Origin of the sequence: Methylobacterium oryzihabitans, assembly GCF_004004555.2 — a bacterium.
GTDB classification, from domain to species: Bacteria; Pseudomonadota; Alphaproteobacteria; order Rhizobiales; family Beijerinckiaceae; genus Methylobacterium; species Methylobacterium oryzihabitans.
Genome location: NZ_SACP01000017.1, coordinates 74,518 through 98,437, shown reverse-complemented (window position 1 = coordinate 98,437; position 23,920 = coordinate 74,518). Strand labels below are relative to the sequence as shown.

The following is a 23,920-nucleotide window of genomic DNA, read 5'->3' as shown; positions in this document are numbered from 1 at the left end:
GTCCGGGACCGGTGGGATGAGGGGTGGAAATGGCATCGGCGACGGCCTGAACGCGAAGCGGGGCCGCCGGGTTCCGATGCGTCACCGGATCCGCAGGCGCGGACCCGGTCGGTGTGATCCTCAGATCACGTAGGAGGCGAGCGGCGGGAAGCCGTTGAACGCCACCGCCGCGTAGGTGGTGGTGTAGGCGCCGGCGCCCTCGATCAGCACCTTGTCGCCGATCGCGAGCGAGACCGGCAGCGGGTAGGGCGTCTTCTCGTACAGCACGTCGGCGGAGTCGCAGGTCGGGCCGGCGAGCACGCAGGGGACCATGCGGTCCTCGTCGTGGTCGGTGCGGATCGCGTAGCGGATCGACTCGTCCATCGTCTCGGCGAGGCCGCCGAACTTGCCGATGTCGAGGTAGACCCAGCGGATCTCGTCGGCCTCGTCGGACTTCTTCGAGACCAGGATCACCTCGGCCTCGATCATGCCGGCGTTGCCGACCATGCCGCGGCCCGGCTCGATGATCGTCTCCGGCAGGCGGTTGCCGAAATGCTTGGTCAGCGCCCGGAAGATCGCGTCGCCGTAGGATTCCACGCCCGGCACCTGCTTGAGGTACTTGGTCGGGAAGCCGCCGCCGAGATTGACCATCGACAGGGCGATGCCGCGCAGGGCGCATTCGCGGAAGATCGTCGAGGCCGAGGCCAGCGCCCCGTCCCACGCCTCGGTGTTGCCCTGCTGCGAGCCGACGTGGAACGACACGCCGTAGGCGTGCAGCCCCAGGCGGTGGGCGTGCTCCAGCACGTCGACCGCCATCTCCGGCACGCAGCCGAACTTGCGCGACAGCGGCCACTCGGCGCCGGCGCCGTCGCACAGGATGCGGCAGAACACCTGCACCTCGTCGGCAGGGATGCCGGCGGCGTCGGCGGCGCGGACGATCTTCTCGACCTCCGCCTCGCAATCGACCGCGAACAGGCGCACGCCGAGGTCGAGGGCGCGGCCGATGCAGCGCTCCTTCTTGATGGTGTTGCCGAACGAGATCCGGTCGGCGGTGGCGCCGGCGGCGAGCGCCATTTGCACTTCGACGACCGAGGCGGTATCGAAGCAGGAGCCGAGCGAGGCGAGCAGACGCAGCACCTCCGGCGCCGGGTTCGCCTTCACGGCGTAGAACACGCGGGTGTCGGGCAGGGCGCGGGCGAAGGCGTCGTAGTTCTCGCGCACGACATCGAGGTCGAGGACCATCACCGGACCCTCGTCACGGCCGAGGTCACGACGGGCGCGCAGAAACTCGCGGATGCGATCGGTCATGATCATCCCCACCAAAGGTTCGCAGGGACCCTGCGCGGGGTCCCGATGTCGAAGATCGGACGGCGGAGCCGTCCGGCGTCAGGGGGCGATGCGCCGCGCCGCGGCCATGCTGTGGAGACACGGCGCGCGACGGCGGTGCAGAGCACCCGGAAGCTGCCTTGGATTGGAACGGGGATTCCCGAACCGCACGGCGGGCAAGGAGAAACAAGCCTCTTCGGTGCCGGCCTGTGGAGGGCCGACGAGACCAAAAAAGCCCGTTCGTCGTTGCTTTAAGCTGCGTCCCCCGTGGAGAGCGGGGTTCGCCGGTTTCGCCTCCGGCTGCCGGTTGTTGTCGGGGTCCGGTGTCGCCACCTGGATGCCGGCCGGAGGGATCCACCCTGTCCGACCATCGATCCTTTAAGACCCCTGGCGGCTGTCCGGCCTCTTGTCCGGATGCCCACCAACCGGCACGCGGCCACAGGCACGTGCGAAATTGGGCAAGGCGGTAGATACGCAGGCACTCCCCCGGCGGCAACCCCCGAATGCGGTTTTGCGCGCAAAAATCCGCGCGGTCCCCCCGGTGTCACCACGAAGCCGCACCGCGGGCAGGGCAATCGGGTTTCACCCGATTGCCTTGGGTTCCTTGCTTGGCCTCAGGCGCCGGCAGTCACACGCGACACGTCGTGTCGCCGTGACTTTGGCTTTCGCTTCGCTCTGCGTCCGACAGGACGTTCGTCCTCCCGGACCCGCAGCGCGGGGCGCTCTTCGGGCGCAGAGCGCACCGCGCCCGCCGGATCGACAATCGGGTTTTACCCGATGGCCCTGGTGCAACCCCCCTTCTCAAGCGGCGCCGGACGGGCCATTCAGCCCCTCCCGCAGCCTCGTCCCGGCGGCCTTCCGTTCAGGCCGGGCGGTGTAGATCCCGGTGCATGACCTCTGATCCCTCCCGCCGCGCCCTCCTCGCGGGGCTCCTCTCCGCCGTCTCGCTGCCGGCGCTCGCGCAGGTCGGGCCGACCCAGCCCGGCCCGAGCGCGCTGCCGGCGGCCCCGGGGGCGGTGCCGCCGGGTGGCCCGAACCCAAATCCGTTCCGGTTCGACGAGGTGGTCCGGCGTGCCCGCGACCTCGCCGGGGCGCCGTTCGACGCCGGCAGCCCGACCCTGCCGGCGCCGCTCGCCGGCCTCGACTACGACGCCTGGCGCGACATCCGCTTCCGCCCCGACAAGGCGCTGCTCGGCGACCGCGACGGGCCGTTCCGGCTCCAGCTCTTCCACCTCGGCTTCCTCTACACCCGGCCGGTGGTGGTGAACGTGGTGCGCGACGGCGTGCCGACCCCGGTCCCGTTCCAGACCTCGCTGTTCGATTACGGCCGCACCCGGATCACCGCGCCGCTGCCGGTCAATCTCGGCTTCGCGGGCTTCCGCCTGCACACCGCCCTCAACAGGCCCGGCGTGCTCGACGAGCTGATCTCGTTCCTCGGCGCGAGCTACTTCCGCTTCCTCGGCCGCGACCAGCTCTACGGGCTCTCGGCCCGCGGCCTCGCGGTCAACGTGGAAGGGGAGGGGGCCCCGGAGGAGTTCCCGGTCTTCCGCGAGTTCTGGATCGAGCTGCCGCCCAAGGACGCCGACCGGGCGGTGATCTACGGCCTGCTCGACGGCCCGTCCTGCGCCGGCGCGTTCCAGTTCCTCGTCTATCCGGGCGAGGAGACGGTGGTGGACGTGCGGATGTCGCTGCATCCCCGCCGCGAGCTGGCGGCCGTCGGCATCGCGCCGCTGACATCGATGTACTACATCGGCGAGAACGACCGTCACCATTCCGACGACTACCGGCCGGAGCTGCACGATTCCGACGGGCTGCTGATGCAGTCGGGCGGCGGCGAGTGGCTGTGGCGGCCGCTGCGCAACCCGCGCGAGCGCTGGATCTCGTCGTTCCAGGACCGCGACCCGAAGGGGTTCGGGCTGATGCAGCGCGACCGGGTGTTCGAGGACTACCAGGACCTCGAGGCGTTCTACCACCGTCGCCCCGGCTACTGGGTCGAGACGCAAGGGGCGTGGGGCGAGGGCGAGGTCCGCCTCGTCGAGCTGCCGACCGAGAACGAGACCCACGACAACGTCGTGGCCTACTGGCGTCCGCGCCAGCCCTACCCGCCGGGGGCCGCGGTCGAGCTGTCCTACAAGCTGCGGGCGATCGGCGACACCGAGGGCCTGCATCCCGGCGCCCGGGTGGTGAACACCTACGTCGCCCGCACGGTGGCGAGCGGCGGGGCCGAGAAGGCCGACCCGACGGTGCGCCGCTTCCTCGTCGACTTCTCCGGCGGCGACCTCGCCTACTGGCTCGACGACCCGAAGGCGGTCGAGATCGTGCCCTCGACCACGCAAGGCACCATCACCGCCACCTCCCTGGTGCCGAACCTGCACGTCAAGGGCTTCCGGGCGGCGATCGACGTCAAGCTCGACAAGCCGGGCCAGTCCACCGACCTGCGCGCCTTCCTGCGGGTCGGCAAGCGGACCCTGTCGGAGACCTGGACCTACCCGTGGACCGCCGCGTGAGCGCGGGCCACGGTCCCGTGACGATCCGGCCGGCGCATCCGGCCGACCTCGACGCCCTGCTCGCCCTGGAGGCGGCGGCCTTCGCGGGCGACCGGGCCGAGCGCCGGGCGATCCGCCACGCCATCGGGTCGCCGACGATGTCGGTGCTGGCCGCCCTCGACGGCGAGCGCCTCGTCGGCGCCGCGACCCTGGAGCGGCGCCGCAACAGCCGGCGTGCCCGCCTGTCGTCGATCGCCGTCGCCCCGAGCCGCGCCGGCACCGGCCTCGGCCGCGTCCTGCTGGAGGCCGCCGAGGCCGAGGCGCGGCGCCACGGCTGCACCCACCTGCGCCTCGAGGTCCGCGCCGACAACGGCGCCGGCATCCGTCTCTACGAGCGCGCCGGCTACGTCCGGTTCGAGACGGTCGAGGACTATTACGAGGACGGCATGACCGCGTGGCGCTACGAGCGGGCGCTGGGGGATTGAGCGAACGGTCCCGCCCCGCGACGATGGAGGCCGGAGCCCGCCGGCTCCCGGACCCGACAGGAGGCGGCGTTGATCGATGCCATGGACCGCAAGATCCTCGATCTTCTCCAGGAGGACGCCTCCCTGCCGGTGGCGACCATCGCCGAGCGCGTCGGGCTGAGCGCCGGACCGTGCTGGCGGCGGATCCGCAAGCTGGAGGAGAGCGGCGTGATCCTGCGCCGGGTGGTCCTCGTCGACCGGCGCAGGATGAACGTGCCGATGACGGTGTTCGTCGCCGTCAAGGTCCCCCGCCATGCCGCCGACTGGTCGGAGGCGTTCCGGCGGGTCATCGGCGGCTTTCCCGAAATTGTCGAGACATGGCGGCTCACCGGCGAGATCGACTACCTGCTCAAGATCGTCGTGCCGGACATCGAGACCTACGACGCGGTCTACCAGCGCCTGACCAGCCGCCTCGACTTCTCCGACCTCTCGGCGTCGATCGCCATGGAGGAGATGAAATACACGACCGCGATGCCGACGCTCTACCTCGAGTGAGGCTCGGCTCCGCCGCTCGGCCCGCAAAATTTTTCTCGAAGATCCCCGTTCCGTGAAATCCCGTTGCCCATCTCGGGGCGAACGGGCAGCAGATTGAGAAAACGCTTCGCTTTCTCCCGGCTAGGCTTCCGTCCGGATCGAGCCAGGAGGGCGACGTGGAACGGGTGGCGATCGGGAACTCGCGCGATCTGATGGCGGCGCTCGGCCGGTCGGCGCAGGCGGGCGGGCGGGACTACATCGCCACCGCCCGCACCGTGCTGCTCCGCCTCGTCGCGGACCCGGACCTCGTCGACGCCGCGCGGCTCGACCGCCGGCCGGGCGCCGTGGCGCGCAACCTGCTGTTCGGCGCCGGCGGCATCAGCGTCTGGGCGATGGTCTGGTCCCCGGGCGCCGCAACCCCGGTGCACGACCACCATTGCTCGTGCTGCTTCGGCATCCTCAGCGGCGCGCTGCGGGAGACGTGGTTCCGGGCGGTGAGCCCGACCCACGCGGTCACGACCGCCGAGGTGATCCGCCGGCCCGGCTTCGTCGCCTGCATGCTGCCCTCCGGGCCGAACCTCCACCGGATCGTCAACGACGGCCCGGAGGAGGCGATCTCGATCCACGTCTACGGCTACGACCACGAGGCGCACGCCTCGTCGGTCGACCGGACCTACGAGATCCTGCCGGGGTGATCCGTCACCGCCCCCGCACCAGCCGCCCGGCCGCGCCGAGCACGAGGCACAGCACGCCGAGGGCGAACTGCCCCTTGCGGATGTCGCCGCCGATCGAGGCCACCACCGCCTGCCCGATCAGGAACAGGCCGACGAGGGGCGGACCCACGGTGAGGACGAGGCGCAGGGGCGTGCGCCACGTTCTCGGAGCCCGCGGGGCCGTCCGGCCCGCCGCCATCAGCGCGGGGCGTTCGTGGCCGTCTGGCCGAACATCACCTTCTTGGCCTCCTCCGACATCGTCGGCTGCTGGTTGATCTCCGCCGCCTTGGCGTAGGCGGCCTTCGTCGCCGGGCGCTCGGCGATGGCCGAGAACCAGCGCTTCAGGTGCGGGTGGTCGTCGAGGTTCTGGCGCTGGCGCTCGTGCGGCACGATCCACGGATAGATCGCCATGTCGGCGATGCTGTAGGTCTCGCCCGCCACGAAGGCCCGGTCGGCGAGGCGCCGGTCGAGCACGCCGTAGAGCCGGTTGGTCTCCTTGACGTAGCGGTCGATGGCGTAGGGGATCTGCTCGGGCGCGTACTGCACGAAGTGGTGGTTCTGGCCGGCCATCGGGCCGAGCCCGCCCATCTGCCAGAACAGCCATTGCAGCACCTCGGCCCGGCCGTGCGGGTCGGTGGCGATGAAGCGGCCGGTCTTCTCGGCGAGGTAGAGCAGGATCGCGCCCGACTCGAACAGCGACACCGGGGCGCCGCCGCCGGCCGGGGCGCGGTCGACGATCGCCGGGATGCGGTTGTTGGGCGCGATCTTCAGGAACTCGGGCTGAAACTGCTCGCCCTTGCCGATGTTGATCGGGTGGATCGCGTAGGGCAGGCCGGCCTCTTCGAGGAACAGCGTGACCTTGTGGCCGTTCGGGGTCGTCCAGTAGTACAGGTCGATCATGGATCGCTCCGGATGCGGATGCGCCGCGGTCCGCAGGTGGCGCGGCCTCCCGCCGCGGTCAAGGCGCGCCCGGCACGGGTCTGGGGCGCGCCCGGAGACACGATCCTGAACGAACTCGCCCCCGGCCTCTTCCACCATCCCGGCTATCTCGATGCCGGGGCCCAGGCGGCGCTGGCCGCCGACCTCGCGGCGCTGCTGCGCGAGGCGCCCCCCTTCGTCCCGCGGATGCCGCGGACCGGCGCGCCGTTCTCGGTGCGGATGAGCAATGCCGGCCCCCTCGGCTGGGTCTCCGACCGCGACGGCTACCGCTACCAGCCGGCCCATCCCGAGACCGGTCGGCCGTGGCCGGCGATGCCCGCGGCGGTGCGGCGGGCCTGGGACGACCTCTCCGGGTATCCCCATCCGCCGGAGGCCTGCCTCGTCAACCTCTACGCGCCGGGCACCCGGATGGGCCTGCACCAGGACCGCGACGAGCGGGATCTCGCCGCCCCGGTGGTCTCGCTGTCGCTCGGCGCCACGGCGTTGTTCCGCTACGGCGCCACCACCCGCGGCGGGCCGACCCGCTCGGTGCGGCTGGAGAGCGGCGACGCCCTGGTGATCGGCGGCCCGTCGCGGCTGATCTTCCACGGCGTCGACCGCATCGTGCCGGCCGGCCTGTTCGCCCCGGACCTGGAGGCGGTGCCGCCGGGCGGGCGGCTGAACCTGACCCTGCGACGGGTGACGCCGCCGTGAGCGCGTCGCTTGCCGGCCCACGGGCCGGATGCTACGCGCGCCGGACGCCCCGCGCGACCCCGTACCGGCCGGATCCTTCTCGACATGCCCCACCGCCTCCACCGCGGCGACCTGCCCGACGACTACGTGCCGGGGCCGGCGATCGCGGTCGACACCGAGACCCTCGGCCTGGAGCCACACCGCGACCGGCTCTGCGTGGTGCAGATCTCCCGCGGCGACGGCGAGGCCGACCTCGTGCAGATCCCGAAGATCGGCCCCGAGCCGGTGGTGCTCAAGCGCGTGCTCGCCGACCCGGCCGTGACCAAGATCTTCCACTACGCCCGCTTCGACCTCGCGGTGCTGGTCCATCGCCTCGGCGTGATGCCCGGCCCAATCTACTGCACCAAGGTCGCCTCGCGGCTGAGCCGGACCTATACCGACCGGCACGGGCTGAAGGACCTCGTGCGCGAGCTGCTCGGGGTCGACCTGTCGAAGCAGCAGCAATCCTCCGACTGGGGCGCCGACACCCTGACCCCGGCGCAGATCGACTACGCCGCCTCCGACGTGCTGCACCTGCACGCCCTGCGCGACAGGCTCGACCGCATGCTGGCGCGCGAGGAGCGCACCGGGCTCGCCCAGGCCTGCTTCGACTTCCTGCCGACCCGCGCCCGCCTCGACCTGCTCGGCTGGGCCGAAACCGACCTGCTCGCCCATAGCTGATCCGCTCCGGACGATCCGTTCCGGCCGCCCGTCGCGGCGGATCGAGGACCGCCCCGCGGCCGGTGCGGCGGCGTCCGACCCGGTTGTGCCCCCGCCCTCCCCGACCTACCCTAGCGGCAGGTCAGGAGCCGGGGAGCCCCGATGGTCACGCGCGTCGCCACCGTCGCGTTCGAGGGAATCGAGGCGCGCGCCGTCGACGTGCAGGTGCAGATCTCGCCCGGCACCGTCGCGTTCACGGTGGTCGGGCTGCCCGACAAGGCGGTGGCGGAATCCCGCGAGCGGGTGCGCGCGGCGCTGATCGCCTCCGGCCTCGCCCTGCCGGCCAAGCGCATCACCGTCAACCTCGCGCCGGCCGACCTGCCCAAGGAGGGCTCGCATTACGACCTGCCGATCGCGCTCGGCGTGATGGCGGCGATCGGGGCGCTGCCGGCCGACGCGCTGGCCGGCTACTGCGTGCTCGGCGAACTCGCCCTCGACGGCGGCATCACGGCGGTGGCCGGGGTGCTGCCGGCCGCGATGGCGGCGCAGGGCCGCGGCCTCGGCCTGATCTGCCCGGCGGCGAGCGGCCCGGAGGCGGCCTGGGCCGGCGGCGACATGGACGTGCTGGCGCCCCGTTCCCTGATCCAGCTCGCCAACCATGTCCGGGGCGCGCAGGTGATGGCCCGGCCGGTCCCGGCGGTGGCCGCCCCGGCCGGGGACCTCGCCGACCTGCGCGAGATCAAGGGCCAGGAGGGCGCCAAGCGCGCCCTCGAGATCGCCGCCGCCGGCGGCCACAACCTGCTGATGAGCGGCCCCCCGGGGTCGGGCAAGTCGATGCTGGCGGCGCGCCTGCCCTCGATCCTGCCGCCGCTCTCCCCGCGCGAACTGCTCGAGGTCTCGATGATCCAGTCGGTCGCCGGGGCGATCAAGGACGGTGCCCTGTCGAACCGCCGCCCGTTCCGGGCACCGCACCATTCGGCCTCGATGCCGGCCCTCGTCGGCGGCGGCTCGGGCGCCCGGCCGGGCGAGGCGTCGCTCGCCCATGGCGGCGTGCTGTTCCTCGACGAGCTGCCCGAGTTCAACCCGCAGGTGCTCGATTCCCTGCGCCAGCCGCTCGAGACCGGCACCGTGATGATCGCCCGGGCCAACCACCGCGTCACCTACCCGGCCCGGTTCCAGCTCGTCGCGGCGATGAACCCGTGCCGCTGCGGCCAGGCGACCGAGCCGGGCTTCGCCTGCCGTCGCGGTCCCAACGCCCGCTGCATGGCGCAGTACCAGGCGCGGATCTCCGGCCCGCTCCTCGACCGGATCGACCTGCGCATCGAGGTGCCGGCGGTCACCGCCGCCGACCTGATCCTGCCGCCGCCCGACGAGGGCTCGGCCGAGGCGGCGGCCCGGGTCGCCGCCGCCCGCGCCCGGCAGGAGCGCCGCTACGCCGAAGCCGGAAGCCCGGGCGCCACCAACGCGACCTGTCCGCCGACCCTGATCGAGGCGGCGGCGCGGCCCGATGCCGACGGTCTCGCGCTGATCCGCGGCGCCGCCGAGGCGATGCGGCTCTCGGCCCGCGGCTTCCACCGGGTGCTGCGGGTCGCCCGCACCCTCGCCGACCTCGACGGCGAGGCGCGGGTGCGCCGGCTCCACCTCGCCGAGGCGCTGTCCTACCGCAGCCGCGGCGGCGAGCCCGGGGCGGCCCCGGCCTGAGCGGGGCCGGAGGCGCGCAACGCCGACACAAGGCGGCAAAATCCGCGTGCGGGCGGATGAGCCGGCTTGACCCGTTCAGAAGCGCGGCCGTACGCGGGATCCATGCGGAGAGGCTCGTCAAGCCGGATGGTCTGTCGTGCGGTGATCGCCGTCGCCGCATTGTATGCGCTCGCCCTGCAGGCCGTTCTCGCGGGCGCCCTGGTCACGATCCAGCCCGAGCTTGCTCACGTCATCTGCGCTCCGGATGCCGGGTCATCGCCCGATGGCTCCGACAAGGCGCCGCCGGTCCACAGCCATCTCACCTGTTGTACGGCGGCGCACAGCCCGCAAGCCCTGACACCTCCCGTCCTGGCCTGCGTGACGCTCGCCTGGCCACGGCGCGACGGGGTTCGCGTCTCGTGGCGTCCGGACATCGTCGCCCGTCCCCGTGCACCGCCCGGGGTCGTCGCCAGCGCCAGAGCACCGCCCGTCGCCTGACCGATCACCGTTCAGATCAGTCAGACGATGGATGTCAGCCATGTACGACGTTCCGCGGGTCGCGCTGTGTGCCGCCCTGCTCTCGACCCTGCTCGCCAGCACCTCCGTGTTCGCGCAGCCAGCCGGCTCGGGTACGATTCCCCTCGATGAGATCACGGTGGCGGGGGCCGCCTCGCCCGGTGCGGGTTCCGGGGACACCGCCGGATCGGTCACGGTCCCGAGCGTGGCCCGGCAGCGCGCCGCCGTGAACGCGACGGTCGGCTCGGTCGCGTTCATCGACGCCGGCGAGTTCCAGAACCGCTACGCCAACACCCTGCGCGACGTGCTCAAGGACACGCCCGGCGTGTTCGTGCAGGAGCGCTACGGCCAGGAGATGCGGCTGTCGATCCGCGGCTCGGGCATCGCGCGCGGCTTCCACCTGCGCGGCATCGAGCTGCTGCAGGACGGCATCCCGCTCAACCTCGCCGATGGCAGCGGCGACTTCTACCAGATCGACCCGCTCGCCCTGCGCTCGGTCGAAGTCTACAAGGGCGGCAACGCCCTCACGTTCGGGGCGACGACGCTCGGCGGTGCGGTCAACTTCGTCACGCCGACCGCCCATACCGCCTTCGCTCCCAACATCCTGCGCATCGATGGCGGCAGCTTCGACACCATCCGGGAGAACTTCCAGTTCTCGCGGATCTCGGGTCCCGCCGACTTCCTGATCAACGGGACCTTCACCAACTCGGACGGCTATCGCGCGCACGAGACCCAGCGCACGCAGAACCTCAACGCCAATATCGGCTACCGGCTCGTACCGGGCGTCGAAACGCGATTCTTCATCGGCTCCTACGTCACCGACCAGAAGCTGCCGGGCACCCTGACCCTCTTCAACGCGCTGAACAATCCTCGTCTGGCGAACCCGACGGCGATCGGCGGCAACCAGTCCCGGCAGGTCGAGACCCAGCGGATCGCCAACCGGACCTCGTTCCTGCTCGACGTCGGCAAGCTCGACATCGACACATGGGCGATCCACAAGTCGCTCTATCACCCGATCTTCCAGGTCATCGACCAGGACGGCTGGACCTACGGCATCGCGCCCCGCTGGGCCGGAACCTTCGATGTCGGCGGCCATCGCAACGACACGATCCTCGGTCTGCGCGCCTTCGCCGGGCAGAACGCGGCGCGGCAGTTCGTCAACGTGGCCGGGCAGCGGGGAGCCCAGACGCTCGACGCCCTCCAGAGCGCCTCGAACTACGAGGCCTATGGCGAGAACCGCTTCTGGTTCCTGCCCGACCTCGCGCTGATGACCGGCGCCAAGCTGTTCTCCTCGAACCGCACCTACAGCAACAAGGGCGGCTTTCCGGCGAACCCCACCGTGCAGTTCGGCAACGTCACCTACGAGGGGATCAACCCGAAGCTCGGCCTGCTGTGGCAGCCGCTCCCGGACATCCAGGTGTTCGGCGACGTCACCCGCTCGCGGGACGTGCCGGACTTCAGCGATCTCGCGCAGTCGAACCTGCTGCGGACCACCTTCGTGCCGCTGGAAGCCCAGCGCGCCTGGACCTACGAGGCAGGCACCCGGGGGCGCATCGACCGGTTGTCGTGGGACGTCACCGTCTACCGCTCGGAGGTGCGCGACGAGCTGATCAACTTCTCGATCAATCCCGGCCTCAACATCCCGGCCGCGACCTTCAACGCCCCGCACACCCTCCATCAGGGCATCGAGGCGGCCGTCTCCCTCGAGGTGGCGCGGGATCTGACCGGTGTCGGCGACACGCTCGGACTGACGCAGATCTGGACCCACAACGACTTCCGCTTCGTGTGCGATCCGGTGTTCGGCAACAACCGGATCGCCGGCATTCCGGACGACGTGCTGCGCACGGTGCTGACCTACGCCCATCCGAGCGGATTCTACGTCTCGCCCTCGGTGGATTGGGTCCCGCGTGGCGCCTTCGCCGACCATGCCAGCACGCTGCGGGTGCCGGGCTACGCGCTGCTCAACGTCCAGACCGGCATCGATTTCAGGAACGGTGTCTCGCTCTTCGTCGATGCCCGCAACCTGACCGACGAGCGCTACGTCTCCGACGTTTCGGTGGTGACCAACGCCGCGACGGCCGGCGGGCCGGCCGCCCTCGCGGCGTTCTACCCGGGCAACGGCCGCAGCGTCTTTGCCGGAGTGCGCGCCTCGTTCTAAATAGAAACTGGCTCCAAGTATCTGATTTCAAATTGGATATTTGGAGCGCGGGATCCCCTCTCCCGAGTGGGAGAGGGGTAGGGGTGAGGGTGGCTCGGGTTCCGAGATGAACTCCCAGCGTCGAGCTGCGCAGCTCAGCCGCTCAGGGTCATTGCGGCAACCGAGCCACCCTCACCCCCGACCCCTCCCCCACTCGGGAGAGGGGAGGCGTGCCAAAGCGAAAGCCGCCTTCGACCGGGGCAACGGATACAGACGACCACCGCCCGGTTTCATCCGCAAGGGACGGCAAAGCCGGTGAGCAACTGATACGAAATCCGGAAGATTGCTTCCGGGTTTCGTATCACCAGCCCGCGCGGCGTTTGAGCGAAGCCGATTTCCGCATCGCGAAGCGATCAATCGGAAATCGTATGAATCATCAAGAATAGCCGAGGAGGACACCATGGCCCCGTTGCTCGCCGTGGTCGGAGGGGGAGAGCTTCCGACCCACGCCGTTCTCGCCGTCGAGGCCCTGCGCAAGGCGGCGAGCCGGCGCAACCAGCCGATCGCCCTCGAACTGCGCGGCCCCGGCGCCGGCACGGCGCTCCCCGAGGACGCGATCCGCGGCGCGCGGGCGGTGCTGCTGGTCGGCTCCGGCGACCTCGGCGAGGGCCGGTTCGAGGCCCTGCACCGGGCGCGGGCGGCGCTCGCCGACGTGCTCGCCGATGCCGGCGCGGTGCTCGACCGGGCGCTCGGCGGGGCGCCCCCGGCGGCCGCGGCGACCCCGAAGAGAATCGTCGCGATCACCTCGTGCCCGACCGGCATCGCCCACACCTTCATGGCGGCGGAGGGCATCCAGGCCGCCGCCGCCGCGCTCGGCCACGCGGTCCGAGTCGAGACGCAAGGCTCGGTCGGCGCCCGCGACGCCCTCACGCCCGACGAGATCGCGGCGGCCGACCTCGTGCTGATCGCCGCCGATACCAGGGTCGACCGCAGCCGGTTCGCCGGCAAGCGGCTCTACGCCACCACCACCAAGGCGGCGATCCGCGACGGCAAGGGGCTGATCGCCACCGCCCTCGCCGAGGCGCAGGTGCAGGCGGCGGCCGGCGCATCCGACGAGCCGGCCCGCCCGGCCGCCGCCGAGGGCAAGGCCGGCGCCTACAAGCACCTGATGACCGGCGTGTCGTTCATGCTGCCCTTCGTGGTGGCGGGGGGCCTGCTCATCGCCCTCGCCTTCGCGGTCGGCGGCATCGACGCGATGGCGCCCGGACAGGCCGGCAGCCTCGGCTACGCGCTCGGCGAGATCGGCGCCAAGGGCGCCTTCGCGCTCATCGTCCCGGCGCTCGCCGGCTACATCGCCTATTCGATCGCCGACCGGCCCGGCATCGCGCCGGGCATGATCGGCGGGATGCTGGCCGCCAATCTCGGGGCCGGGTTCCTCGGCGGCATCGCGGCGGGCTTCATCGCCGGATACACCGCGGCCTTCCTCAGCCGGTCGATCCGCCTGCCGAAGAACCTGGAGGGCCTGAAGCCGGTCCTGATCCTGCCCCTGCTCGCCACCCTCGCGACCGGCCTGATGATGGTCTACGTCGTCGGCGTGCCGGTGGCGGCGCTGCTCTCGGCCCTCACCGGCTGGCTCAAGGGCATGCAGGGCACGAGCGCGCTGGTGCTCGGGCTGGTGCTCGGCGGCATGATGGCGATCGACATGGGCGGGCCGATCAACAAGGCCGCCTACGCCTCCGCCGCCGCCCTGATCGCGTCCGGCGTCACCGCCCCGATGGCGGCGGTGATGATCGGCGGCATGACCCCGCCGCTCGGCATCGCGCTGGCCACCCGGTTGTTTCCGGCCCGCTTCACCGCGCCGGAGCGCGAGGCGGGCGCGGCCGCCGCGGTGCTCGGCGCCGCCTTCATCACCGAGGGGGCGATCCCCTTCGCGGCCGCCGACCCGCTGCGGGTGATCCCCGCGATGGTGGCGGGGTCGAGCCTCGCCGGCGCCGTGGCGCTCGGGCTCGGGGTCGAGCTGAAGGTGCCCCATGGCGGCCTGTTCGTGCTGCCGATCCCCAACGCGGTCACCAACCTGCCGGGCGCCGTGCTGGCCCTGGCGGTCGGCACCGTCGTCACCGCGCTCGCGGTCGGCCTGCTGAAGCGCCGCGCCGCCTGACCGGCCGCCGCGCTCCGGACCGGCGCTGACGCTGTGGAAGCCGGCTCATCATCCCGGCCGGCGGAGGCTGCTCCGCCCCCGGGCGACGATTAACGCCATCGTCACGTCTGACATGCGAAGAAATCCCCAGGGCGACGGCGTACGAGTATTTGGGGCATGACAGCACAGGCATCCATCACCACGAACGATCGCAGCGCCGGTACGTCGGACCCGTCTTCCGGGGCCGGGTCGCCGAACCTCGCACGATCCGGCTGACCCGAGCGCGGCGCCGCCCTCCCCCGAGAAGGCCACCCCGATGGACGTGCTGCTCGTCGACGACAGTTCCACCATGCTGCTGCGGTTCCGCCGGCTGCTGGAGGCCGAGACCGGGGTCACGGTCGCGGCCTTCCGCGACCCCGCGGCGGCGCTGCTGGAAGCCCGCACCCGGGCCTTCGACCTGATGCTGGTCGATTACGAGATGCCCGGGATGGACGGCGTTACGTTCATCCGCCACAGCCGGGCGATCCCGCACTACGCCCGCGTTCCGGTCGTGATGATCACGAGCAGCGTCGGCGATGCGGTCCGCCTCGAGGCGCTGGAGGCCGGGGCGACCGACTTCCTCGACAAGCGCACCGACGGCGTCGAGCTGAGCGTGCGGCTGCGCAACGTCGTGCGCCTCGCCGCCGCCGTGCGGCACCTCGACGATCAGGCGGTCTGGCTCGCCGGCGAGGTCGAGACGGCGGTGCGCACCCTGCGCGAGCGCGAGGAGGAGATCATCTTCCGGCTCTCCCTCGCCGTCGAGTACCGCGACAACGACACCGGCGACCACACCTGGCGGGTCGCTCGCTACAGCCAGATCATGGCCGAGGGCCTGGACCTGCCGCCGGACCTGTGCCGGCGCCTCTACCTCGCGGCGCCGCTGCACGACGTCGGCAAGGTCGCGATCCCGGACGGCATCCTGCTCAAGAAGGACCGCCTCACCCGGGCCGAGTTCGACACCATCCGCAGCCATGCGCAGATCGGCGGGCGGATCCTCGGCGGCAGCTCGTGCGAGCTGATCCGCCTCGCGGCCGAGATCGCCGAGACCCACCACGAGAAGTGGGACGGCAGCGGCTATCCCGACGGCCGGGCCGGGGAGGCGATCCCGCTCGCCGCCCGGATCGTGGCAGTGGCCGACGTGTTCGACGCCCTCACCACCGCCCGCCCCTACAAGGAGGCGATGCCGTTCGAGGAGGCCCTCGACTGCCTGCGCCAGGAGAGCGGACGGCACTTCGATCCCGCCTGCGTCGAGGCCTTCGCCCGGCGCTGGCCGGAGGTGCTCGCGGTCGGCCGGGCCGCGAACGGCGCCCGTCCGCGTGCCTTCGGCGGCGCGACCGAGCCGTGGAAGCGCAGCCCGCAATTGCTGCGGGAGATCGATCCGTCCCGGGCCGCCGTGCCCGAGGCCGCGGAATAGCCCGTCCTTCGCCGGGCGCGGTGCCGCGGCCGGTGTTGCAACACTGTTACAATCCCAGCCGAACGCGAGCCTCCGGCACGGACGCGCTTGCCGACGAGGACCGCATCGCGCATTCGTAATGTTATATCATCATTACGGTCGTCCCATGCCGCTCCGCCCGCACCGCGTCCTCCTGACCGGCACCGTACTCGCGCTCCTGTACCCGCCTCCGGCCGTCCGGGCGGAGGACGTGCGCCTCGACGAGATCGTCGTGTCCTCGCCGAGCCCGATCGTGGCGGCGCCCACCGGCGGGCGGGCCGCGAACCCGTTCCCGGCCGGAGTGCTGCCGGTCGTCACCAACACGTTCTCGCCGGTCACGGTAGTGACCGGGGCCGACATCGCCAGCGCGCAGCCGCGGACGCTGGGCGACGCGCTGTTCGACCGGCCGGGCCTGTCGGCGACGACCTACGCGCCGGGCGCGGCGTCGCGGCCGATCATCCGCGGCCTCGACACCACCCGGGTGCGGATCCAGGAGAACGGCATCGGCTCGCAGGACGTGTCGGACCTCGGCGAGGACCACGCCGTGCCGATCAACCCCCTCGTCAACAGGCGCATCGAGGTGATCCGCGGGCCGGCGGCGCTCCGCTACGGCTCCCAGGCGATCGGCGGCGTCGTCTCGGCCGAGAACGACCGCATCCCGACCTTCGTTCCGCCGAACGGCCTCGCCGCGCAGGTGCTCGGCGGGTACTCGTCGGTCGACAACGGCCGCAACGGCGCCGCGAGCCTGGAGGCCGGCGGCGAGAACGTCGTGCTGCACCTCGACGGTTTCCGCACCGCCGCCGACAGCTACGCCACGCCGCTCGGCGTCCAGCGCAACTCCGCCAACGAATCCCAGGGCGGCACGGTCGGGATGTCCTACGTGTTCGACCGGGGCTTCGTCGGGTTGTCGTTCAGCCACTACGACGCGCTCTATCAGATCCCCGGCGGCGGGGCCGCCGAGAGCCGCACCCGCCTCGACCCGACCCAGGACAAGCTCCAGGCCAAGGGCGAATACCGGCCCCTCGACGGCCCGTTCGCGGCGATCCGGTTCTGGCTCGGCGGGTCGACCTACCGGCACAACGAGATCGGCATCGGCGAGGACGGGATCGACGGCATCCAGGCGACGTTCAAGAACCGGCAGGCGGAGGGGCGGCTCGAACTCCAGCACGTCCCGGTCGCCCTGCCCTTCGGGGTCCTGACCGGGGCGCTGGGCGTCCAGAGCGACCGGCGGGTGATCGGCACCCAGGGCGAGGGCTTCCTGCCGCCGACCGATTCGCGCAGCACCGCCGGCTACGTGTTCGAGGAACTGGCGCTGCCGACCGGCACCCGGTTCCAGGCGGCCGGCCGGATCGAGGGCGCCCGCGCGACCGGGCTGGCGACGCAGTTCCCGGCCGACTACCTGCCGGTCGACGGCGCCGACCCGGTGGAGGCCGGCCGGCGCCGGCACTTCGCGCCGAGGAGCGCGAGCTTCGGCATCCTGCAGGACCTGCCGAACGACGTCGTGGCGAGCCTCACCGGCCAGTACGTCGAGCGGGCGCCCTCGGCCTTCGAGCTGTATTCCCGCGGGCCGCACGACGCGACCGGGACCTTCGAGATCGGCGACGCCAACCTCAAGCGCGAGCGCGCCCGCACGATCGAGGCGAGCCTGCGCCGGGCGGTCGGCCCGTTCCGGTTCGACGCCACCGGCTACGTCACCCGTTACACCGGCTTCATCTACAAGCGCCTGACCGGCAACCGCTGCGACGACGACTTCGCGAGCTGCGGCACCGGCGACGAGCTCGACCAGATCGTCTACTCGCAGCAGAACGCCACCTTCACCGGCGCCGAGATCGCCGCCCAGCTCGACGTGGTGCCGGTCGGCGACGGCTTCGCGGGGGTCGAGGGCCAGTTCGACACCGTGCGGGCGACCTTCGACGACGGCACCAACGTGCCGCGCATCCCGCCCTACCGGGTCGGCGGCGGCGTGTTCGTGCGCGCCGACGGCTGGTACGCCCGGCTGAACCTGCTGCACGCCTTCGCCCATACCGAGACGGCGCCGTTCGAGACCGTGACGCCCGGCTACAACAACCTGCGGGCCGAGGTGAGCTACACCCGGCCCCTCGATCCGGCGGTCTACGGCGCCAGCGAGGTGACGCTCGGCCTCCAGGGCAGCAACCTGCTCGACGACGTGATCCGCAACTCGGCCTCGTTCAAGAAGGACGAGATCGTGCTGCCGGGCCGCAACGTGCGGCTGTTCCTGACCGCGCGGTTCTGAGCCGCTCAGGCGGCGGCCGGGCGGCGCGGGCGTCCACCGTCCTGGGCCAGCCGGGTCTGGCGCCGGTCGATCATCGTCGTCAGGACGCAGCCGAAGGTCCCGGCATCCGGTGCCGGCCGCTCGCGGGCGGCGTGCAGCACGGCCTCCAGGGCCACGATGCGGGCGCCCGGCCGATCGAAGGCGGCCTCCAGCTCGTCGAGCGCCGCGTTGACGAGGGCGACGGCGGGCGCATCGCGGCGGATCGACGCCTGATCGAAGCGTTGCAGGCAGCGGGCGACGGGCGTCATGGCTGGCCTCGGGATCGTGTCGTCGGGTGAGGCATAGACCGCCGGCCCCCACGCAACAACCCGGGTTAAAGTCGGGGCGTTCCCGCGCCCGGCGCATCGGCGGGCCCGACCCGCGTCGCGGAGAGCATCGGTCCGCAAGGTGGGAACCGGCTATCGGGACGAAGCCGATGCGGCACAGGAACCGAGAGGATCGCCCTGGATCCGGGATCCGGGACGATTCTCTAGAACTCCGCGCCGAAGCGGATCCGCACGGCGTGGCGCGGGAACTGGGTCAGGTTGAACGCCTGACGGGCGTAGCTCGGGTCGCGGTCGTGCCCGTAGACCTGGGTCGTCGCCGCGACCGTGAGGAAGAACTTTTTCTCGACCTGCATGTGCAGCACCGGGCCGAGGAAGACCGCGTCGCCGTCGAAGCGGTTGAGCGCCGCGCCGTCATAGGCCCGGGCGTAGCGGACCTCCGGCCCGAGGAAGACGTGCTCGCTCACGCGACCCATCAGGCTGCCCGAGACCGCCAGGGTCGAGCTGCGCTCGACCTCGCCGGAGCCCTTCCGGGCGGCGACCTGGGGATCGTAGATCAGGTTGACGGCGGCCCACAATTTATCCGGGATCAGGCGCGCATCGGCGATGAGCCGGGTGTCGGCGCTGAACACGTCGCCGCCGATGCCCTCGATCGGATCGATCCGGGCCCATTGCGGCTCCGACTGGATCGCGAGGCCGAAGGGGCTGTCGTCGGTGCGCTTGTGGAACTGGTACTTCAGCTCCAGCGAACCGCCGTTGAAGCCGCCGGACGCGGTGTCGGGCAGGTCGGCGATGTTGCGCTGGCGGCGGGTGTCGAGCCAGATGCCCGGCTCGATGCTGAACTGGTCGGTGAGATCGTATTGGTAGCTCAGCTCCGGCTGCGCCGCGGCGTAGCCCGAGGGTCCGGGCCCGGCCCGGCGCTTGCTGAGCCGGACGATCGTGTCGAGGATCACCTCCTGCTCGCCCTTCCGGCCGACATCGGTGCCCTCGGTGAAGCCGAACAGGTTCTCGCTGTCGACCTTGTCCTCCCCGTCGTCGTCCGGCTTGCCGGCGTCCGGCTTGGCAGCGTCCGACTTGCCGGGCTCCGTCTTGCCGGCGGACGTCCTGGCGGCGTCCTTCCTGCCGCCCTGCGCCGAGGCGGGCAGGGCCAGGGCGGCGAGCATCACGGCGATGCCCGCCACTCGTCCCGGCGATCGGCGGTCCTGGCGCTTCAGGGTCATCACGCACACTCTCGCCTCGGATGGGACAGGCCTGCCCGAGGAACAATCGTTTCACCATCAAGCGCGGGATCCCCTCTCCCGAGTGGGAGAGGGGTAGGGGTGAGGGTGGCTCGGCGATAAAATAAAACGCCAACTGTCGAGCTGCGCAGCTCAACCCTTGGTGCTCTATTCTGAACCCGAGCCACCCTCACCCCCGGCCCCTCTCCCACTCGGGAGAGGGGAGACGCGCCCTATTCTCGACCAGATCGGCCCTGCGGCCATGGGCGGCCCGTTGCCGAATGTTCCCTGATAGGTTCGCGTCGTCGCGAAGGACAATCCTAATCCCGGCCCGATGGGCGACGACCCGCGTTTTCGGCGGAGTGAGCCCGCGCGACCACAACCTGACCGCGCGGCGCCCGGCGCATCACCCCTGCGGCCGCGGCCGGGCCTTGCGGCGCAGGGTGATCTCCTGCTCGCGGCGCTTGGGGAGTTCGCGATGGGCCTGGTCGCGGCCCGGGAGATAGGGCTTGGGCCAGTGCTGGTTGCGGGCGTCGTACCAGCCGGCGGCCTCGCGGGTGAAGGCGGGGTTCCACAGGTGCGGCCGGCCGAGCGCCACGAGGTCGGCCCGGCGGGTGTGCAGGATCGTGTTGACCTGCGCCGCCTCGGTGATGGCGCCGACCGCCATCGTGGCCAGCCGCGGCACGTTCCGGATCACCTCGGCGAACTGGACCTGGAACATCCGGCCGTAGACCGGCTGCTGGTCGGCCACCGTCTGCCCGGCCGAGACGTCGATGAGGTCGCAGCCGGCCTGCGAGAACCCCTCGGCGATCGCCACGGTGTCGGCCTCGCCGATGCCGCCCTCGCTCCAGTCGGTCGCCGAGATCCGCACCGACATCGGCCGCTCCGCCGGCCAGACCTCGCGCATGGCGGAGAAGACCTCGAGCGGGTAGCGCAGGCGGTTCTCGATCGACCCGCCGTACGCGTCGTCGCGCCGGTTGGTCAGCGGCGACAGGAACGAGGCGAACAGATAGCCGTGGGCGCAGTGCAGTTCCAGCATGTCGAACCCGGCCCGCGCGGCGCGCCGCGCCGCCCCCACGAACTCGTCGCGGATGCGGTCCATGCCGGCGCGGTCGAGGGCGGCCGGCACCTGGCTGACGCCGTCGAGATAGGGGATGGCCGAGGCCGAGACGAGCGGCCAGTTGCCCTCCGGCAGCGGGTGGTCCATCCGCTCCCAGCCGAGCTGGGTCGAGCCCTTGCGGCCGGCATGGCCGAGCTGCATGGCGATCCGGCTTCCGCTGTGGGCGTGGACGAAATCGACGATGCGGGTCCAGGCCGCCTCCTGCGCGTCGCTCCACAGCCCGGTGCAGGCGGGGGTGATGCGGGCGTCCGGCGACGGGCAGGTCATCTCGGTGAAGACGAGGCCGGCGCCGCCGAGCGCGTGCGAGGTGTAGTGCACGAAGTGCCAGTCGGTCGGCACGCCGTCCGGCCCGGCGGAATACTGCGCCATCGGCGCCATCGCGACGCGGTTCTGCACTTCCATGCCGCGCAGACGGAACGGCGTGAACATCGGGGTCGGGCGGGTGCGGCTGTGATCCTGCCCGGTCTCGCGCTTCACCCGGGCGTAGAAGGCGTCGTCGACCCTGGCCACGAAGGCGGGGTCGCGCACCGCGAGGTTGTCGTAGGTGATCGCCTTGGCGCGGCACATCACCACCATGGCGAACTGCTCCGGCTCCATGTCCCAGGACCGTCCCATGTGCTCGAACCACGCCAGCGACACGTCGGCATTGTGCTGGGTGATCTCGCACGGGCCGCGCCGGGCCTTGTCGTAGGCCGCGAAGGCCGCCGCTACGTCCGTCTCGCCGTGGGCCACGACCGCGTCGGACAGGGCGATGGCGCATTCCATCGCGAGCTTGGTGCCCGAGCCGATCGAGAAATGCGCCGACGCCTTGGCGTCGCCGAGCAGCACGACGTTGCCGTGCGACCAGTGCCGGCAGGCGATGCGCGGGAAGCGGCGCCAGTGCGAGCGGTTGAGCAGCAGCGGGTGGCCCTGCAGCTCCTCGGCGTAGAGCGCCTCCAGCACCCGCCGCGAGCCCTCCTCGTCGGTCTCCGTGAAGCCGTGGCCGCGCCAGCAGGCCTCGTCCATCTCGAAGATCCAGGTCGAGCGGCCGGGCTCGTACTGGTAGGTATGGGCGCAGATCACCCCGTGCGGGGTCTCGCGGAAGAAGTAGTTGAACTCGTCCATCGGGCGGGTCGAGCCCATCCAGCAGAAGCGGTTCGACGCCATCCGGATCTCGGGCCCGAACGCCTCCGAAAAATGCTCGCGGATGCGCGAATTGACTCCGTCGGCCGCCACCACGATGTCGGAATCGGGAAACCGCGCCGCGATCTCGCCCGGCGGCACCGTCTCGCCGAAATGCAGGTCCACGCCCTCCTCGCGGCAGCGCTCCTGCAGGATGGCGAGCAGCCGCACCCGCGACATCCCGGCGAAGCCGTTGCCGCCACAGCGCATCTCGACGCCGTGCTTGTGGATCGCGACGTCGTCCCAATAGGCGAACTCGCCCCGGATCCGCTCGAAGGACGGCCGGTCGCGCGACAGGAACTCGTGCAGGGTCTCGTCGGAGAACACCACGCCGAAGCCGAACGTGTCGCCCTCGCGGTTCTGCTCGACGACCTCGACGGTCCAGTCCGGCCGCCGCTTCCTGGTCAGGAGCGCGAAGTAGAGCCCGCCGGGGCCGCCGCCGATCACCGTGATGCGCATGGGCTGTCTCCCGCGGCGGTGCTCCGGCCGCGACGATAGTTTAGGCTTGAAATGATTTCCCGCAAGACGGCGCGAAGGGCCTCGACCGGAGGCGAGCCACGCGACCTTGCGCACCGGTCCGTCCGCCCTGCGGCACAGGCTATCGCATCGCTAATCGTCGCCAAAGGCGAGATTTTCATCCCGCACTGCACAAGACTTCGGCACGGCAAAAACATCCGCGGGGGCTGTTGCCAAGAGATATTTCATACGTAAACTAATTCCCGACGCCACGGCCGGGCGCCGTGGGATCGGGCCTCGATTCATCTTGCGCCGCGCCCGCCGACATCGGATCACCGGCCGCCTCACGGGAGATCGCACCTCTATGACGTCGCTGCGCAACACCGCCTTCGGGCTCCTCGCCGCAACCCTGCTGGCGACCCCCGCCCTGGCGCAGCAGCCCGCCGGCGACGGCAAGCTGCGGATCGGCGTCATCCTGACGCTGAGCGGCTCGGCGGCGGTGCTGGGCGAGCAGGCCCGCGACGGATTCCTGCTCGCCGCCGACGCCATGGGGCGCAAGCTCGGCGGCCTCGACACCGAGATCATCGTCGTCGACGACGAGCAGAAGCCGGACGTCGCGACCAACAAGGTCCGGGAACTGGTCCGCCGCGACAAGGTCGACTTCGTGGTCGGGCCGATCTTCTCCAACATCCTGCGCGCCATCGCGCGGCCGGCGACCGATTCCGGCACCTTCCTCATCAGCCCGAACGCCGGCACCTCGAACTACGCCGGAGCCGAGTGCAACCCGAACCTGTTCGTCAGCTCCTACCAGAACGATCAGGTCCACGAGGTGCTCGGCAAGGTCGCGCAGGACAAGGGCTACAAGCGGGTCGTGCTGCTGGCCCCGAACTACCAGGCCGGCAAGGATTCGCTCGCCGGGTTCAAGCACTCCTACAAGGGCGAGGTCGTCAACGAGATCTACACCCCGCTCGGCCAGCTCGACTTCTCGGCCGAACTGGCGCAGATCGCCGCCGCCTCGCCCGACGCGGTGTTCGCCTTCATGCCCGGCGGGATGGGCGTCAACCTTGTGCGCCAGTACCGGCAGGCCGGGCTGAGCACCACCCCGTTCCTCTCCGCCTTCACGGTCGACGAATCGACCCTGCCGGCCCAGAAGGACGCCGCGGTCGGCTATTTCGGCGGCGCCAACTGGGCGCCGAACCTCGACAACCCGCAATCAAAGGCGTTCGTGGCGGCCTACGAGAAGCGCTTCAACAGCGTGCCGGGCACCTACGCCATGCAGGCCTACGACGCCGCGCTGATGATCGACTCGGCGGTGCGCGCCGCCAAGGGCAACCTCGCGAACAAGGACGCGATCCGCGCCGGCCTGCGCGCCGCCGACTTCACCTCCCTGCGCGGGAGCTTCAAGATCGGCCCCAACCACTACCCGATCCAGGACTTCTACCTCGTCAAGGCCGCCAAGCGCCCGGACGGCAAGTACGAGACCCAGGTCGTCGAGAAGGTATTTGCGAACTACCAGGACAACTACGCCAAGGATTGCAAGATGCCGTGAGGCGTGGGCCGGCTGACCCATACTTTACAGGGCATGACGCGGGATCCCCTCTCCCGGGTGGGAGAGGGGTAGGGGTGAGGGTGGCTCGGGTTCAGGATTGAACTCACA

19 protein-coding genes are annotated in these 23,920 nt (G+C 71.2%); 13 read left to right on the top strand and 6 right to left on the bottom strand.

Annotation, left to right across the window (positions count from 1 at the left end; translation table 11 throughout):
• Positions 1–120: 120 nt before the first annotated feature.
• Positions 121–1,287, bottom strand: coding sequence for a type III PLP-dependent enzyme (locus EOE48_RS17755; protein WP_127731553.1), 1,167 nt, complete (start codon positions 1,285–1,287; stop codon positions 121–123).
• Between the two features lie 908 nt (positions 1,288–2,195).
• On the opposite strand from EOE48_RS17755, the gene EOE48_RS17750 reads away from it, so the two are divergent.
• The 4 genes from EOE48_RS17750 to EOE48_RS17735 all read left to right on the top strand — a co-directional run bounded on the left by EOE48_RS17750 (position 2,196) and on the right by EOE48_RS17735 (position 5,484).
• Positions 2,196–3,812, top strand: a complete 1,617-nt coding sequence (locus EOE48_RS17750) for an OpgD/OpgG family glucan biosynthesis protein (RefSeq protein WP_127731551.1) — start codon at positions 2,196–2,198, stop codon at positions 3,810–3,812.
• Positions 3,797–4,276, top strand: a complete 480-nt coding sequence (locus EOE48_RS17745; protein ID WP_127731549.1) for a GNAT family N-acetyltransferase — start codon at positions 3,797–3,799, stop codon at positions 4,274–4,276. Before EOE48_RS17750 ends, EOE48_RS17745 begins: the two co-directional genes overlap by 16 nt.
• Before the next feature lie 72 nt (positions 4,277–4,348).
• Positions 4,349–4,810, top strand: a complete 462-nt coding sequence (locus tag EOE48_RS17740; RefSeq protein WP_127731609.1) for an Lrp/AsnC family transcriptional regulator — start codon at positions 4,349–4,351, stop codon at positions 4,808–4,810.
• 155 nt (positions 4,811–4,965) lie between these two features.
• Positions 4,966–5,484, top strand: coding sequence for a cysteine dioxygenase (locus EOE48_RS17735; RefSeq protein ID WP_246154563.1), 519 nt, complete (start codon positions 4,966–4,968; stop codon positions 5,482–5,484).
• Between the two features lie 4 nt (positions 5,485–5,488).
• Here the strand turns inward: EOE48_RS17735 and EOE48_RS17730 are convergent, their stop codons facing one another.
• On the bottom strand, positions 5,489–5,701 hold the full coding sequence (locus EOE48_RS17730; RefSeq protein ID WP_127731547.1) for a hypothetical protein: 213 nt from the start codon (positions 5,699–5,701) through the stop codon (positions 5,489–5,491).
• Entirely contained in the window at positions 5,701–6,402 is a 702-nt protein-coding gene (locus EOE48_RS17725) for a glutathione binding-like protein (protein WP_127731545.1), read from the bottom strand. The genes EOE48_RS17730 and EOE48_RS17725 overlap by 1 nt, the downstream gene beginning before the upstream one ends.
• A gap of 102 nt (positions 6,403–6,504) precedes the next feature.
• Between EOE48_RS17725 and EOE48_RS17720 the strand changes: the two genes are divergently transcribed.
• The 8 genes from EOE48_RS17720 (at position 6,505) to EOE48_RS17685 (ending at position 18,007) form a co-directional block, all read left to right on the top strand.
• Positions 6,505–7,134 carry an alpha-ketoglutarate-dependent dioxygenase AlkB gene (locus EOE48_RS17720; RefSeq protein WP_246154572.1) on the top strand — a complete coding sequence of 210 codons (630 nt, stop codon included), beginning with the start codon at positions 6,505–6,507 and terminating at the stop codon, positions 7,132–7,134.
• A gap of 84 nt (positions 7,135–7,218) precedes the next feature.
• The gene (locus EOE48_RS17715; protein ID WP_127731543.1) at positions 7,219–7,833 is read left to right on the top strand and encodes a ribonuclease D; all 615 of its coding nucleotides are present in this window, start codon (positions 7,219–7,221) and stop codon (positions 7,831–7,833) included.
• 141 nt (positions 7,834–7,974) lie between these two features.
• Positions 7,975–9,513, top strand: coding sequence for a YifB family Mg chelatase-like AAA ATPase (locus EOE48_RS17710; protein WP_127731541.1), 1,539 nt, complete (start codon positions 7,975–7,977; stop codon positions 9,511–9,513).
• Between the two features lie 141 nt (positions 9,514–9,654).
• Positions 9,655–9,990 carry a hypothetical protein gene (locus EOE48_RS17705; RefSeq protein ID WP_342791860.1) on the top strand — a complete coding sequence of 112 codons (336 nt, stop codon included), beginning with the start codon at positions 9,655–9,657 and terminating at the stop codon, positions 9,988–9,990.
• Between the two features lie 40 nt (positions 9,991–10,030).
• Positions 10,031–12,166 (top strand): TonB-dependent receptor family protein, encoded by a 2,136-nt coding sequence (locus tag EOE48_RS17700; RefSeq protein ID WP_127731539.1) that lies wholly within the window; start codon positions 10,031–10,033, stop codon positions 12,164–12,166.
• A gap of 439 nt (positions 12,167–12,605) precedes the next feature.
• The gene (locus EOE48_RS17695; RefSeq protein WP_127731537.1) at positions 12,606–14,303 is read left to right on the top strand and encodes a PTS fructose transporter subunit IIC; all 1,698 of its coding nucleotides are present in this window, start codon (positions 12,606–12,608) and stop codon (positions 14,301–14,303) included.
• Between the two features lie 295 nt (positions 14,304–14,598).
• Positions 14,599–15,735, top strand: coding sequence for an HD-GYP domain-containing protein (locus EOE48_RS17690; protein ID WP_127731535.1), 1,137 nt, complete (start codon positions 14,599–14,601; stop codon positions 15,733–15,735).
• Between the two features lie 145 nt (positions 15,736–15,880).
• Positions 15,881–18,007 (top strand): TonB-dependent receptor, encoded by a 2,127-nt coding sequence (locus EOE48_RS17685; RefSeq protein WP_127731533.1) that lies wholly within the window; start codon positions 15,881–15,883, stop codon positions 18,005–18,007.
• A gap of 5 nt (positions 18,008–18,012) precedes the next feature.
• On the opposite strand, the gene EOE48_RS17680 is transcribed toward EOE48_RS17685, so the two are convergent.
• The 3 genes from EOE48_RS17680 to EOE48_RS17670 all read right to left on the bottom strand — a co-directional run bounded on the left by EOE48_RS17680 (position 18,013) and on the right by EOE48_RS17670 (position 22,266).
• Positions 18,013–18,294 (bottom strand): hypothetical protein, encoded by a 282-nt coding sequence (locus tag EOE48_RS17680; RefSeq protein ID WP_127731531.1) that lies wholly within the window; start codon positions 18,292–18,294, stop codon positions 18,013–18,015.
• Positions 18,295–18,515: 221 nt separating this feature from the next.
• Positions 18,516–19,529, bottom strand: a complete 1,014-nt coding sequence (locus EOE48_RS17675; RefSeq protein WP_127731529.1) for a hypothetical protein — start codon at positions 19,527–19,529, stop codon at positions 18,516–18,518.
• Positions 19,530–19,932: 403 nt separating this feature from the next.
• The gene (locus EOE48_RS17670; RefSeq protein WP_127731527.1) at positions 19,933–22,266 is read right to left on the bottom strand and encodes an oxidoreductase; all 2,334 of its coding nucleotides are present in this window, start codon (positions 22,264–22,266) and stop codon (positions 19,933–19,935) included.
• Positions 22,267–22,627: 361 nt separating this feature from the next.
• Here EOE48_RS17670 and EOE48_RS17665 point away from each other — a divergent pair, with 361 nt between their 5' ends.
• Positions 22,628–23,812, top strand: a complete 1,185-nt coding sequence (locus tag EOE48_RS17665; protein WP_127731525.1) for an ABC transporter substrate-binding protein — start codon at positions 22,628–22,630, stop codon at positions 23,810–23,812.
• The last annotated feature ends 108 nt before the right edge of the window (positions 23,813–23,920 follow it).

Excerpts from the sequence above, each read along its gene's own strand:
- EOE48_RS17755 (WP_127731553.1), bottom strand. The coding sequence starts at position 1,287 with ATGACCGATCGCATCCGCGAGTTTCTGCGCGCCCGTCGTGACCTCGGC.
- EOE48_RS17750 (WP_127731551.1), top strand. The coding sequence starts at position 2,196 with ATGACCTCTGATCCCTCCCGCCGCGCCCTCCTCGCGGGGCTCCTCTCC.
- EOE48_RS17730 (WP_127731547.1), bottom strand. The coding sequence starts at position 5,701 with ATGGCGGCGGGCCGGACGGCCCCGCGGGCTCCGAGAACGTGGCGCACG.
- EOE48_RS17725 (WP_127731545.1), bottom strand. The coding sequence starts at position 6,402 with ATGATCGACCTGTACTACTGGACGACCCCGAACGGCCACAAGGTCACG.
- EOE48_RS17715 (WP_127731543.1), top strand. The coding sequence starts at position 7,219 with ATGCCCCACCGCCTCCACCGCGGCGACCTGCCCGACGACTACGTGCCG.
- EOE48_RS17710 (WP_127731541.1), top strand. The coding sequence starts at position 7,975 with ATGGTCACGCGCGTCGCCACCGTCGCGTTCGAGGGAATCGAGGCGCGC.
- EOE48_RS17700 (WP_127731539.1), top strand. The coding sequence starts at position 10,031 with ATGTACGACGTTCCGCGGGTCGCGCTGTGTGCCGCCCTGCTCTCGACC.
- EOE48_RS17695 (WP_127731537.1), top strand. The coding sequence starts at position 12,606 with ATGGCCCCGTTGCTCGCCGTGGTCGGAGGGGGAGAGCTTCCGACCCAC.
- EOE48_RS17690 (WP_127731535.1), top strand. The coding sequence starts at position 14,599 with ATGGACGTGCTGCTCGTCGACGACAGTTCCACCATGCTGCTGCGGTTC.
- EOE48_RS17685 (WP_127731533.1), top strand. The coding sequence starts at position 15,881 with ATGCCGCTCCGCCCGCACCGCGTCCTCCTGACCGGCACCGTACTCGCG.
- EOE48_RS17680 (WP_127731531.1), bottom strand. The coding sequence starts at position 18,294 with ATGACGCCCGTCGCCCGCTGCCTGCAACGCTTCGATCAGGCGTCGATC.
- EOE48_RS17675 (WP_127731529.1), bottom strand. The coding sequence starts at position 19,529 with ATGACCCTGAAGCGCCAGGACCGCCGATCGCCGGGACGAGTGGCGGGC.
- EOE48_RS17670 (WP_127731527.1), bottom strand. The coding sequence starts at position 22,266 with ATGCGCATCACGGTGATCGGCGGCGGCCCCGGCGGGCTCTACTTCGCG.
- EOE48_RS17665 (WP_127731525.1), top strand. The coding sequence starts at position 22,628 with ATGACGTCGCTGCGCAACACCGCCTTCGGGCTCCTCGCCGCAACCCTG.